General features: G+C 34.9%; 9 protein-coding genes. 2 read left to right on the top strand and 7 right to left on the bottom strand.

Annotated features, from left to right (window positions below):
• Nucleotides 1-116: 116 nt before the first annotated feature.
• Together GOQ24_RS00120 and GOQ24_RS00115 are read left to right on the top strand one after the other, a co-directional pair.
• Nucleotides 117-1,271 carry a dicarboxylate/amino acid:cation symporter gene (locus tag GOQ24_RS00120; RefSeq protein ID WP_155091298.1) on the top strand — a complete coding sequence of 385 codons (1,155 nt, stop codon included), beginning with the start codon at nucleotides 117-119 and terminating at the stop codon, nucleotides 1,269-1,271.
• 48 nt (nucleotides 1,272-1,319) lie between these two features.
• Nucleotides 1,320-2,498 carry a cation:dicarboxylate symporter family transporter gene (locus tag GOQ24_RS00115; protein ID WP_155091297.1) on the top strand — a complete coding sequence of 393 codons (1,179 nt, stop codon included), beginning with the start codon at nucleotides 1,320-1,322 and terminating at the stop codon, nucleotides 2,496-2,498.
• A 30-nt stretch (nucleotides 2,499-2,528) separates the two neighbouring features.
• On the opposite strand, the gene GOQ24_RS00110 is transcribed toward GOQ24_RS00115, so the two are convergent.
• The 7 genes from GOQ24_RS00110 to GOQ24_RS00080 form a co-directional block, all read right to left on the bottom strand.
• Nucleotides 2,529-3,671: an acyl-CoA dehydrogenase family protein gene (locus GOQ24_RS00110; RefSeq protein ID WP_155091296.1), complete on the bottom strand. Its 1,143-nt coding sequence runs from the start codon at nucleotides 3,669-3,671 to the stop codon at nucleotides 2,529-2,531.
• An 11-nt stretch (nucleotides 3,672-3,682) separates the two neighbouring features.
• Nucleotides 3,683-4,576, bottom strand: a complete 894-nt coding sequence (locus tag GOQ24_RS00105) for a ComEA family DNA-binding protein (protein WP_160338868.1) — start codon at nucleotides 4,574-4,576, stop codon at nucleotides 3,683-3,685.
• Between the two features lie 48 nt (nucleotides 4,577-4,624).
• Nucleotides 4,625-4,846: a PspC domain-containing protein gene (locus GOQ24_RS00100; RefSeq protein WP_155092811.1), complete on the bottom strand. Its 222-nt coding sequence runs from the start codon at nucleotides 4,844-4,846 to the stop codon at nucleotides 4,625-4,627.
• A 37-nt stretch (nucleotides 4,847-4,883) separates the two neighbouring features.
• The gene (locus GOQ24_RS00095; RefSeq protein ID WP_155092810.1) at nucleotides 4,884-6,164 is read right to left on the bottom strand and encodes a DUF2851 family protein; all 1,281 of its coding nucleotides are present in this window, start codon (nucleotides 6,162-6,164) and stop codon (nucleotides 4,884-4,886) included.
• A 253-nt stretch (nucleotides 6,165-6,417) separates the two neighbouring features.
• Nucleotides 6,418-8,385, bottom strand: a complete 1,968-nt coding sequence (locus GOQ24_RS00090; protein WP_160338867.1) for a putative porin — start codon at nucleotides 8,383-8,385, stop codon at nucleotides 6,418-6,420.
• Nucleotides 8,386-8,629: 244 nt separating this feature from the next.
• The gene (locus GOQ24_RS00085) at nucleotides 8,630-10,315 is read right to left on the bottom strand and encodes a SusD/RagB family nutrient-binding outer membrane lipoprotein (RefSeq protein WP_160338866.1); all 1,686 of its coding nucleotides are present in this window, start codon (nucleotides 10,313-10,315) and stop codon (nucleotides 8,630-8,632) included.
• A gap of 8 nt (nucleotides 10,316-10,323) precedes the next feature.
• Nucleotides 10,324-13,443, bottom strand: coding sequence for a SusC/RagA family TonB-linked outer membrane protein (locus GOQ24_RS00080; protein ID WP_160338865.1), 3,120 nt, complete (start codon nucleotides 13,441-13,443; stop codon nucleotides 10,324-10,326).
• Nucleotides 13,444-13,707: the final 264 nt, after the last annotated feature.

Raw genomic sequence — 13,707 nt, 5'->3', positions numbered from 1 at the left:
CACCTCCACTACCATATATATGGTATATTCTGAAAATGACTAATAAAAAACAAGGTTTATAAATATCTTTGCTTTGAATAATTTAGTACTTTAATCAAAAATATAGGTGTCAGAACATGAAGAAATTCTTTAGTAATACAATAGTAAAACTTCTTTTAGGCGTAATAGCAGGGTTATTAATTGGTCCATACCTTACAGATAGTCTTTTACAGATAACACTATCTACAAGACATATCTTGGGGCAGATAATCTTATTCTTAGTTCCTCTTATCATCTTGGGATTTGTTGTATCCTCTATCGCTAAACTGGATAAGGGAAAGACTAGCATAATCGGTTTCTCTATTGTTATTGCTTACTTATCTAGTATCGGAGCAGGATTCTTTAGTAGTACATTAGGTTTTAATATTATCCCTCACTTACAGATAGAGAAAAATGTAGAGACACTGAAAGAATTACCTGAAATGCTCTTTAAGTTAGACATTCCACCTGTATTCGGAGTGATGACTTCTCTGACACTTGCCTTAATGATCGGTATCGGTATTCTATGGACAGAATCTAAACCATTAGAGCGTGCCTTCGATTCGTTTAAAGATATCGTATTGTTATTAGTGAATAGAGTATTAGTCCCACTATTGCCATTCTATATCATGGCGAACTTTGCATTACTTAGCTATGAAGGGTCTATACAGTCACAGCTACCTGTGTTCTTAACTGTGATACTTATCGTGATAGTAGCACACTTCATTTGGTTAGGTGTGTTGTATACGATAGCGGGAATATACTCTGGGAAGAATCCATGGGAAGTAATTAAACATTATCCTCCTGCTTATCTAACAGCAGTAGGTACGATGTCTTCAGCGGCTTCTCTTGGTGTAGCACTACAGTCTGCACACAAGAGTAAAGTACTGAAGCCTGAGATCACGAACTTCACTATACCGTTCTTCTCTAATATACACTTATGTGGATCAGTATTGACAGAAGTATTCTTTGTGATGACCGTATCTCAAGTATTATATGGCGGATTGCCAACTATGGGGACAATGATCTTATTCGTACTACTATTAGGTATCTTCGCTATCGGAGCACCTGGTGTACCAGGAGGTACTGTAATGGCCTCATTAGGTATCATTGCTTCAGTACTAGGTTTTGACGATGCTGGTATCGCACTGACCTTAACGATATTTGCATTACAAGATAGCTTCGGTACCGCGTGTAATATTACAGGAGATGGAGCACTTAGCCTTATGGTAACAAAATACAGTGATAAATAAAGATAATGAGGGAAGGCCTGTGCTTTCCCTTTTTTATACCTCTATATTATGCTAAAGAAATTAGTAAACAATACTATCGTTAGACTACTATCAGGAGTAATCATCGGTCTATTAGTAGGGCCTTATCTAAATGATATTCTACTTCAAGTCATCTTATCTACAAAACATATTTTAGGGCAACTCATCTTATTTTTAGTCCCCTTAATTATCTTAGGATTTATCGTATCGTCTATTGCTAAGCTAGATCAGAAGTCCTCTGTTATTATAGGGTTTTCCTTAGCTATAGCTTATATATCGAGTGTCGGAGCAGGGTTATTCAGTGGTTCATTAGGATACACTATATTACCTTGGCTAGACATACCCTCTACTGCTACTACGGGAAGAACATTACCAGAGATGCTCTTTAAACTAGACATTCCACCTATATTCGATGTGATGACTTCCTTAGTACTTGCACTCATGATAGGTTTAGGTATTCTATGGACACAGTCTAAACCATTAGAAGTAGCCTTCGATCACTTTAGAGAGATCGTGTTACTCTTAGTCAATAGAGTACTAGTTCCCCTATTACCCTTATACATTGCCTGTAATTTTGCTTTGCTTAGTTATGTAGGCAGCATACAGTCCCAATTACCTATCTTCTTAATCGTGATTATCATCGTGATTTTAGCTCATATCGTATGGATCACCATCTTATACACGATCGCAGGTCTGTACGCTAAAAAGAACCCATGGGAAGTACTCAGACATTATGGACCGACCTATCTAACAGCATTAGGGACGATGTCTTCAGCGGCTAGCTTAGGTGTAGCACTGCAATCAGCACATAAGAGCAAGGTATTAAAGCCAGAGATTACGAACTTCACTATTCCGTTCTTCTCGAATGTACATTTATGTGGTGCTATGGTTACAGAGACCTTCTTTGTGATGACCGTATCCTTAGTCCTTTATGGGCATTTACCTGATATTAGTACATTGATTCTCTTTGTGCTTTTACTAGGTATATTTGCCTTAGGAGCACCTGGTGTACCTGGCGGAGCGCTAATGGCATCTTTAGGATTAATAACCTCTATGCTAGGCTTCGATGATACTGGGATAGCATTAGTATTAACCATATTCGCACTACAAGACAGTTTTGGCACTGCGTGTAATATAGTGGGGGATGGCGCTTTAAGCCTTATGGCAACAGCCTTTCACGAACGACAACAAAAAAGGGAAGCTCAGTAGCTTCCCTTTCTTCTATATCATCTAATCTGATTAGTCTTTTAAAATATTACGAGAGATAACTAATTTTTGAATCTCTGTAGTTCCTTCTCCGATCGTACACAACTTCGAATCACGGAAGAACTTCTCTACTGGGAAGTCCTTAGTATATCCATATCCACCGTGGATCTGGATCGCTTCTGTAGATACTTTCACACATACTTCAGACGCATACATCTTCGCCATAGCTCCAATCTTAGTCATCGGTTTGTTGTTGTTCTTTAAAAAAGCTGCTTTGTGTAATAATAGCTCAGAACACTCAATCTCTGTAGCCATATCCGCTAATTTAAAACCGATAGCTTGGAATTGGCTAATTGGTTTTCCGAATTGAACTCTCTCTTTTGAGTATTTTAATGCTGCTTCATAAGCTCCTTTAGCAATACCTAATGATAATGCACCAATAGAGATACGCCCTCCATCTAATACTTTCATCGCTTGAATAAACCCTTCTCCTACTTCTCCTAAACGGTTAGCATCAGGTACGCGACAGTTATCAAAGATAAGTTCTGCAGTCTCAGATGCACGCATTCCTAATTTATTTTCTTTCTTACCACTAGAGAATCCTGGTGTACCTTTCTCTACTACGAAAGCTGTCATCCCGTGAGAATCACCTTTCTCTCCTGTACGAACGATAACTACTGCAACGTTACCAGAGATCGCGTGAGTGATAAAGTTCTTTGCTCCATTTAAAATCCAGTGATCACCATCTTTTACAGCTGTAGTACTCATCCCTCCTGCATCAGATCCAGTATTATGCTCTGTCAATCCCCATGCACCGATCCACTCCGCTGTCGCTAATTTAGGTAACCATCTTTTCTTTTGTTCTTCATTGGCAAAAGAAAGAATGTGATTTGTACACAGTGAATTATGTGCTGCTACTGATAAACCAATAGACGAGTCTACTTTAGAAATCTCCTCTACAATAGTGATATATTCATGATAATTTAACCCAGATCCACCGTACTCCTCTGGAACTAAAACACCCATATATCCCATTTCTCCTAACTTTTTAAATAAGTCGACAGGAAATATTTGCGCTTCATCCCACTCCATTATATATGGGCGAATATGTTGCTCAGCAAAGTCTCTTATTGATTGAGCAATCATCGCTTGCGTTTCATTGTATTCAAAATTCATGGTTGATAGTTTTAATTCGTGAATTTCAAATATAAACTAATTATGTCAATTTTGTCAAGGGGGAAGTTTTCGATTTGCCTTAATTGTTCCTTATTAACAAAATCCTCTTGCATACTTCTATATTTAACGATCTCTCTTGCGATATAATAATTTAAATAGGGTAATTTTTTCAATTCATTAATAGATGCTTCGTTTACATTAATCTTTTCGACATTTGGAGCAGTAAAAACCTTAAAATATTTAAATAATTCACTAATCGTTTCATCATTCAGACCATACACAAATCTCAACTGATCCATATGAACATATCCTCCGTACTTTTCCCTATCCTTTACAATTTTACTTGCATAATAGGGTCCTATTCCTCTTACTTTTTGCAGAAGTTCCTCTGTTGCTTCATTGATACAAGTAGGTGTGATTTCCTTCTCTTTTTCCTCCTTGTACTTTGCATAGTTCACTTTTGGCTTCGGATTAGACACCCAATCAGGGAACTTGAAATAAACACTATATTTTTTCAACCATTCGTCCAAAACTCTTGTAACCGATTGAAACTCTTGTGCGGAATTTACGTATTTGTTCTCTGCTCTAAATGACAATAAACGATCTATTTCCTCTATAGACATGCCAAGTGAATAGCCTTTAAAGTCAGAAATAAAATTGGGATTAAATGGATAAATAGTATCTCTTTTCTTAGTGTAGATTGTAGCAATATTATCTATTCGCTGATTTAGATGAGTAATTTTTTCCATGTCTACAACGCGATCATTTACGAAGACAGGGGAAGATGTTTTGAAAAGAACAATAAAACACAATTGAATTATAATAATAAGAATAACGAAGACGACTACTCCTCTACGTTGAGATTTAGTGTAATAATACCACTTGTTACGATGAGATTTAAACATATAAACTGAAACTATTTACCTCAACACAAGCTTTATTAACCTCTCTAATTATAAATCAAAGACAGAAGATCGCTTTGTATAAATCAAATCTTTAATTCTCGCAAAAAAAGCTATTGTCAAGTATAGAGGAAAGGCTAACCCCAATGTAAAAAAGGACAAATAGATAAAAAACAACCTAATACGCGTTGCTTTAATTCCCAATCTATCCCCAATACGAGAAGACACCTTAAACCCGTGTTTTTCAAAAAAATACCTAATATTATTTATCATACCTTTTTTGCACTTTAATAAGTACAAAAATACAAAATCATTTCATCATTCTCTTACCTATCGCACATTCTAAACACCTTTTTCGATCACAATATTGCTTTTTTAATTGCAACAGCGCTTGACTATCCATCGCATGATCTACTGGTATATTATAGCTTTCGAACATTTTGACAACACTATTTCTCTCTGGTTTAATCTGCGACAAGAGATCTAACAAGTATTCCGAGATGTCTCCCTGTACATTGTTCTCGAATTGATAAGCAAACTGAAAAGGGACTATTACATTTACAATCAGTAAATCAACAAATTCTTTACTTAGCTTCTTTGTACTGGATTTACTTTCTTTATTGACCACATAGTGAGTTTTCCAATAATCGCTAACCTTTACATCAAACATCAAATAAATCTCTTGCAAAGTCAGTTGTTCCTGAAAAAGGGAGTTAACAGAAACGCCATTGTGAAAGTAAAAAGCAGCTAATTGAACTAAACGAATACTTGGAAAGTTAGGAGGTCGAAGCTGAAAAAAACGCAAACTTGCAGCATTTAGCGATTGCAAAGTATACTTGTGTTTTAAAAAATCCCATTCTCTAACAAGCGATTTGCAATACTCATCTCTTAAGTCAAAATCAACATCTAATAAACCAACCACACCGAGGAACATGGATTCTAACTGAAGCAAAGAATATGCTTGCTTATGGACTATCGAAATAGGAAAGTAACGAAAAGCCGAGAAAAAAGCCTCTCCATTTGCATTCAATCCAAAACTCTTGGCGAGAAAACAAAAGAAAGCTTGTGACCAATGTCCCTGTTTGTCCTTAACAAACTCCTCTATAGGTTTAACTTTGGCACTTAGCCTCTCAAAGAAAAGTCTTTCTTTCCACTGAAGTAAAAATAGAGAATCAAGATTGGGTAACTTATCTTCACAATATAAATACTGTTTAGGCAACATGAGTTCTTCATATCTCAAGAGCAATTCACCCGAAACTTTGCCCTTTAACTCCAAAGTAGGTATTAGTGAACCATTTACTCTGTAAATAGGCATATCATTTTCCCACACTACATGGAGAATAATGCTGTCATACCGTACATCCTTTTCGTGATTATGGCAAAACCAATCCGACGCTTTTAGGTGTATTTCAACATTGCCTGCCCATTCTTGGTTACCAATACAAATCCTGGCATTAAAAAAATCAGGCCCATCAAGTCCCGTACAATCACCTGGACTAATTATACTCAATAATTCATTAGAATCGGTTAACAGTGTATCTTGATTAAATAATTGATTTGCCCATAAATAGTGTAAAAAGGACTCCTTCATACTGATTTCTATTACCTATTTCTTCACTTATGCTAATATTATCCCAAATACCTCCTACATTAAAACCAACTCTTAAAAAGCAAAAACCAAACCAATCACCTTATAAAATTCAAACACTATCAGTTAATTACCAACACATTATAAATAAAAAACAAACCAATACACTTTAATTAATTCATCTAATCTTTTAATAAATGTAAAACGCCCTTGCAATATTGCAAGGGCGTTAAATTATATATTGTATATGCTTTATTTAACTAAAGAAATTCCATACTACACCAAACCTAAAAGTCATATCTCTATAAGGATAATTTGGCGCTGTATAATACTTATATCCACTCATACTACTATTAAAGTGCTCTAAAATCAAATAGATACGTGCCGTTCTAACTTTCATATTAATAAAGAAATCAAAAACAGGATAATCGCCAATCTTTACTTTATCTTGAACAAAAAAATCTCCTAACAACGGATTGTAGTCATCTCCATAATATTTGCTAAAATACTTGAAAGTAATTCCCGTTTGAAACTTCAACGCCTTATCAAAAAATGCATCCGTATAATATAAGGTGTTCCTTGTAACAAATTTAGGCACATTTACGATATGATTACTTTGATCTACATTCTGATACAAAACAGTATTGTCTAAACCAAACCTACCTAATTTAAAATCCTTAGAAGCTTGTAATGACAAATAATTAATTGTTTTATCATATTGCTTTGGCGTTACTAATACTTGTTCTGGAAGACCAAATGCATTAAAGACTTCACTGTCATTCGAAAAATACAATTTATCATCTAAAACGGCATAACTTCCCGACAATGTAATCCACGGTGTGGTAATTGTAGCATCAAACTGATTAACTTTTTCATTCTTAAAATCATTACTCCAGTTGTAATGCACATAATCACTTTGAAATAAATAATAACTCAAATTCCCTAAACGACTAATCTTTTTATACGAAAAATCAACATTTAAGTCTTCTGTAAATTTATAGCGAACATTTGCCTCTATATTACTTGTATCATCATTCCCTAAAGAACGACTTAATAGCAAGGTACCTCTCCAGTTATTCTTTCGATAAGAGTATTTTCCTCCTATCATAGTAATATTCTTGCTAATCTCGTCTGGTACGACCTTGTCGTTAATGTGGGCTATACTGTTGTAATAATAATTGTAATTATTAAACTCTGTAAAAAACTCAAATCTACCAACTAAATCAGATTGATATGCCGCTCCTACCTTGTTGTAAATATTATCATATCTCGTTTTATTTCTCAAGACACTTTGAAATGAATTTCCAAAACGCGGAAAGTCATCATACTCCAAACTCATGATATTGTCTTGTTTAAACTCATAAAACTTATCTTCATACAAGAACTCATGAGTTAATAATAATCCATTCTTAAATGAGCTATTTAATTGATACTCGTGGTTTACATAGAGACGCTTTCCCTTTAACATAGTAGAAGCATCCCTGAAGTACACATTTAAACGCTCACGCTTATTATATGGTTTTTCACTTGACTCAAACAAATCCAAATCGCGAATCCCGCCATTTTCCTCATTCATTATATCTTGAAAAGTAAAGTGCGTACGGAGCAAGTATCTTTTATTAGGTGATTGATAGCTCACACCTAATCTAAAATTACCACTTGAAGTCAATTGATTAATATACTTACCAATAGAGCGCAATCCTTTGTATCCCAATGAAAAATTTAAATTCTCACTTGTATTCATAGTGATAAACGCATCTAAGTTCTGCCCTTGTTTCATGACAGACTTATAGTACAAATCTGTGTAAGGTGTAGGCGTGTGATAATAGTTAATATCATTTACTCCCATATAAGCAGTTTGCCTTGCTTGGAAACCAAAGTCAGGTAACAACGTATTAATTTTAGTATTAAACTTTAGGTTATTATACACTTGTCCTTCATTGTTAAATGCCAGTAATCCAAAGTCATCTTTACGCAAATAATTCAACGTATAATATTTTTTAACACTCAATGCCGTATCTACTGCAATGGTGTCTTTCATAATTGTAATGATTTTATAATCTATAATAGGTGCTAATGAGTCTTTTTTAACTCCCCCTCTTAAACTTTTTCTCTCTTTATTTTGCGATTGTTCTGCTGCTCCATTTGCCCCTTCTGCCGTTAAAAATTGAGCCTGAGCACTAAAGCAAAGAAAAAAAGTAATTATAGCAAGTATTCTGCGCATACTAAAGTAAATTTGAACAAAGGTAAATTTATTTTTCAATTAAATAAGTGTAAGAATACACTAAGCTACAAAGAATTAAAAAAGTTATTCCAAATAAATACGACATAGGGTGTATTCCTATAGTAATCTAAACTTTCTAAGACTAAATTACTTCCTTCCTTTCAATTCTAAAATTTAACACAAAAAAAGAGGGCATCTGTAAAAGACACCCTCTTTTGTTAAATATATAATTAAAACAGCTAATTTATTTTTTAGCCCAAATAAGCTTTGTATCCATGCGATCACCACCCATACGAGCAGCTGCTGCATCTTTATTCGCCTTATTAATTAACTCCATATCTCCTGGGTATGTAATGCGCTCAGGTACATCTGTCAAATAATCAACAGACTCCATTGGTTTAAAAACATACTCTTTCTCTCCATCTGGACCATCTGCAATCAACTTATGAGATTCTCCTGGCAATAATAGTGTACGTGGAAACTTCGTTCTTCTGTACTCCGCCCAAGCCTCGTAAGGTTGCATATATAAAGCAATATACTTTTGTGTAATTACAGACTCTTCAGTAGCTGCAGGTAACTTACTGATATATTCATCAGCTAAAGCTGGATCAACTTTCCATTTTTCCATAGAAGCTTTAACTCCATTCACGTAATGAGCTTGATCCCATCCTTTCACTTCTGATAATATAAACTCAACTTCAGAATACTCCATTAAAATTTCTATATAATCAGCTCTGTAAATTGTTCCACTAAAATGCGAAGAATGTTTTGCTTGTGAACCTGTAAATTTTCCAGGTATACCAATTGGCATCCCAATATAGAAAGAAGGATCTCTATCAACATAGTTGTTCATTTCAATACTTGGCACATGTGATTGCTCAGCCATGTATGAAAAACGCACTCCTACTTCTTTTTCTACTTCTTTACCATCTTCCATTACTGTTAGTAACTGTGTTTTAGGTGCTACCATTCTAAACAAACGAGGGTCAACAGTATTTGCAAAAGGATTATCAGCAGTCGCCTTAGTTTTTTCACCTTTCAACAATTCAACAAAAGTGATAGCAGGTTGGAAGTCATTTCTATTATCAACAAAAGCTGCAAAGTAGAAAGGAGCAGGATTCACCTTATCATTTTGGAATATTTGCCCTACAGTATCGTCGTTTGACTCCATTACACCATCAGCAATAGCAAAATCAATATATTCTTTCGCTTCTGGTATAACAGCCTTTACTCTATTTCCTATTTTCAACATAAGTGAATTAGCAAACTTTTTTAGCTTCAATCCTGACTTGAATAAATGATCTCCTGAATTAAATAAAATATTGCCAACCTCAATAGATTCAGAAGCTTCTTTCAACTCCTTTAGCATGTCTTTGTAAATTTTCTCTTGTGGAGCAAATTTTGGAGTCGAGATCTCTCCTTTTTCCCCTAAAGTCATTCCTTGAAAATCTGGATCATCACTTCCATAAGAGTAGTAAGGTACGTCTCCGTAGATTTCCAAAGCTTGTAATTGAGAGTAAACCAACATTACGCGAGCTGCTGCAAGCTGATTAGCAGGATTTCCATAATTCTTCACTTTCCCTGCATTCTCTGGATTACTTACAAAATCAGCAATATCTTTATATGCTTTAGCAGAAAAATAGATATCTGCATACAAGCTATTATTAACACCAGTTCTGAATTGGTATCTATCTTCTTCTGTATAGTTCCTCTGTGCAGAATACTGCACCCAAGGTAATGCCATACGTCCTGATGGGAATCCACCTCTTGTATTGGTCATTAACTCTTTATTCGCATTGTTAAAAATTCCACCTGTAATAACTTCCTTAGGCTTATTAGGATCTTCATTAATGCTCTCCAAGTCTTTATCACAACTTACAAATACAAGTAAACATGCAATAAATGACATTTTATAAATATACTTTTTCATAAGATGCTTTAAAATTTGAATTTAACATTCATACCATAAGTTCTCGTTGAAGGTAAAGAAGCACCTTCAATAGCTTGGATATTTCCACTACCATACGATGCCATTTCAGGATCCATTCCTTTCCAGTCTAATCCCCAAGTTAATAGGTTACGTCCGTAAACTGAAAGTGTAATTCCCTTAAATGGTCCAATCCATTTTTTAGGTAAATCATACCCTAAAGAAACCTCTCTAAGTTTGATATAATCAGCATCAAATAAGTTTTGTGCATCTACTCCACCGTAGTGAGATTGTGCCCATGTTTGACCATCAACAACAATATCATTTTTAGAGCCATCTTCTTTCACTCCATCTAACACTAAACCGTTTTCACGAATATCGTTCGCTGCAGATTTGTCTAACATACCTGAGTACATTCCAAACATATGCGATGTAGAGAAGTATTTACCACCTTTTTGCATATCAATCAAAACACCTAAACGGAAACTTTTGTACTGGAACGTATTGCGGATACCCATGTTGTAGTCAGGTAAATACGAACCTAATGCTTTAATTTCACTTGCTGCATACAATCCATTAGCATCTACAACCTTGTTGCCATTATTATCATATACATAGTCAGTTCCATAAATCTGTCCATAAGTTTCACCTATTTTCCCTTGTAATGATACTTGGAAAGGTGCTCTTGTAATTTCAACAGACTCTACCCCATCAGCTAATCTTGTCAACTCATTCTTATTCTTTGAAAAGTTCCAAGTAATATCCCATGAGAAATCCTCTGTGCGTACTGGCGCTAAATTTACAGTAGCTTCAATACCTCTATTCTTCATATCTCCAGCATTCATCCAACGGTATGAATAACCTGCTGCTGCATCATATTGTACTCTCGTAATTAAGTCTTTTGTTTTGATTTCATAGTATGATACCTCAAATCCGATTCTATTATTCAAGAAAGCAGCTTCTAAACCAATTTCTTTGGTTGTCATCATCTCAGGTTTTAAATCAGGATTGTTAGCTGTTCTACTCAATGAGTAAGCTGGATCTCCTAAGAAAGGACTCTCGATATTATAATAGTCTTCTGTTCTATAAGCATCAGTGTCGTTTCCAACTTGAGCCCATCCTAACCTTACCTTACCAAAAGTCAACCAATCTAATTCAGGAGTTAACTGAGAAAAAATAAACGATCCTGTTACAGACGGATAAGTAACTGATTTTCTAACTGTTGAAAACCAATCTGTACGAACAGTTCCTTCTAAGAATAAAAATTCACGGTAATTAACAGATGCCGATCCAAATACACTATTTGTTCTTGAATGTGTCTGAGAATTTGAAGCTTTTGCATCACTCACACTATTACTTAAGTTGTATAAGTTTGGCAATACTAATCCTCCTACAGATTCACCATATAAGTAGTCTCTGCGTTTTTCACTTCTATTTATTCCCACAAAAGCATTCACTCCAAAATCACCAAAGTGTTGATCATAGTGAATACGACCTTCATAGTTGTACTCTGAAACATTGCGTTTCATGATACTGTACTTAGAACTTTTTTGAGAACCTACAGCCACGCGCTCTTCAACGTTAAAGCTATAACGGTCACCATAAACTGTACCTACAGCATATAAGTTATCATTGATATTATAAGTCAACTTCACGTTACCAAACGTTCTATTTCTAACATCTGTAGAAGTATTCTCGTGAATTGTCCAATAAGTGTTATCAGAATAAGCTGGTGTTGGGTCATCCCATCCTTTTCTATTCCATGATCTTTGACTACCGTCAGCTCTCTTATAATCTTTTAATTTTTTATAATCTAACTGTCTTTGTCCCCATTGGAAGAACTTTTGAGAAATTGAATTATCACCATATCCTACTTCAGGACGGTTAAATCCTTTTGTATAAACGTAGTTAAAATTACTTTCAACTTTAACTTTGTCATTCAACTGTGTTGCAGCACTCACAGAGAAGTTATTGCGTTGCAATTTAGAGTTAGGAACAACTCCCTCAGTAACGTTGTTACTAAAAGACATTCTCACATTACTTTCTTTATAAGACTTAGCAACAGAAACAGATTGATTGTGAGTCACACCTGTATTAAAAAACGATTTTACGTCGTTCTTTGACTTTTGCCAAGGAACCTCTTTCATATAATCGTCAGCAAATTCAGGATCAAACGCATACCATGGTAAATATGGCGTACCATCAAACTTAGGTCCCCAGCTTTCATCTACATCATACTCAGCAATATTGTACTGTTTTCCACCAATCATAGCTGTTGGTAAAGAAGTAGAAGAACCACCTCCATAAAGTGTTTGCAACTTAGGCATTGTATTAATGCTCTCGAAAGTAACTCCAGTATTAACTTCAACATCAGTTCTACCATTCTTAGCAGATTTTGTTGTATAAAGAATAACTCCATTACCTCCTCTATTTCCATAAAGAGCAGAAGCAGGACCACCTTTTAGAACAGTTACAGATTCGATATCATCCGGATTAATATCCGCAGAAGTATCACCGTAATCACGTCCTCCAGCCCCTCTTTGCATATTAGTATCAGCAAAGTTACTGTTGTCCAAAGGAACTCCATCAATCACAATTAAAGGTTGATTATTACCAGTAACAGACTTAACACCACGCAAAACAATACGGTTTGACCCTCCCATTGAAGAAGGTGCTGTTACTTGTAATCCAGCAACGTTTCCAGACAAGGCATTTACAGCATTTGTCTGACCTGATCCAGATAGATTATCTCCTTTCACTTCTTGAGAAGAATAACCTAATTTCTTTTTGTCACGTTTAATACCTAAAGCAGTAACAACTACTTCTTCAAGCATTTCATCGTCACCACTCATCGACACATTGTGTATTGAGGCATTGCCTACTGTATACACAACATCTTTCATCCCGATAAAAGAGAAAACAACTTTATCTCCTGTTTTCACCTTAATCGAATAGTTCCCGTCAAGGTCAGTCTGAGTACCCTCAGTTGTACCTTGTAGAATAACAGAAACCCCAGGCAGTGGTAATCCAGACTCTGATACTACTCCACTCAATGTTTTGTTTTGGGCAAAACCAATTGAAGTACACAAAGCAAGGAAACACATAAAAATCCAATTTAACTTTGATTTCATTATATAATTATTGATTAGTTAGTCTAACAAACCTAATAAAAAAAAATCAAATATTTTAAGTTTTAATTAAGAATATAAATATTCTAAATATATATACTATATATAAAAACAAACCAAAAACTATATAAAATATAAATATATAGTACAAAATTTATACAAATGAAAAAAAGATAAAGTTAATAACACTATAATAAGACAGAGAAAGAGACCCGAAATATGTACTATTAATCAAAAAAAAAGCCATCCTAAGGATGGCTTTAATTG

The sequence above is a fragment of the Myroides sp. LoEW2-1 genome, assembly GCF_009767705.1.
In the GTDB taxonomy this organism is placed as follows: domain Bacteria; phylum Bacteroidota; class Bacteroidia; order Flavobacteriales; family Flavobacteriaceae; genus Flavobacterium; species Flavobacterium album_A.
The sequence above is the reverse complement of the archived record's forward strand: the minus strand, read 5'-3'. Positions and strand labels throughout refer to the sequence as shown.

Excerpts from the sequence above, each read along its gene's own strand:
- GOQ24_RS00120 (WP_155091298.1), top strand. The coding sequence starts at position 117 with ATGAAGAAATTCTTTAGTAATACAATAGTAAAACTTCTTTTAGGCGTA.
- GOQ24_RS00115 (WP_155091297.1), top strand. The coding sequence starts at position 1,320 with ATGCTAAAGAAATTAGTAAACAATACTATCGTTAGACTACTATCAGGA.
- GOQ24_RS00110 (WP_155091296.1), bottom strand. The coding sequence starts at position 3,671 with ATGAATTTTGAATACAATGAAACGCAAGCGATGATTGCTCAATCAATA.
- GOQ24_RS00105 (WP_160338868.1), bottom strand. The coding sequence starts at position 4,576 with ATGTTTAAATCTCATCGTAACAAGTGGTATTATTACACTAAATCTCAA.
- GOQ24_RS00100 (WP_155092811.1), bottom strand. The coding sequence starts at position 4,846 with ATGATAAATAATATTAGGTATTTTTTTGAAAAACACGGGTTTAAGGTG.
- GOQ24_RS00095 (WP_155092810.1), bottom strand. The coding sequence starts at position 6,164 with ATGAAGGAGTCCTTTTTACACTATTTATGGGCAAATCAATTATTTAAT.
- GOQ24_RS00090 (WP_160338867.1), bottom strand. The coding sequence starts at position 8,385 with ATGCGCAGAATACTTGCTATAATTACTTTTTTTCTTTGCTTTAGTGCT.
- GOQ24_RS00085 (WP_160338866.1), bottom strand. The coding sequence starts at position 10,315 with ATGAAAAAGTATATTTATAAAATGTCATTTATTGCATGTTTACTTGTA.
- GOQ24_RS00080 (WP_160338865.1), bottom strand. The coding sequence starts at position 13,443 with ATGAAATCAAAGTTAAATTGGATTTTTATGTGTTTCCTTGCTTTGTGT.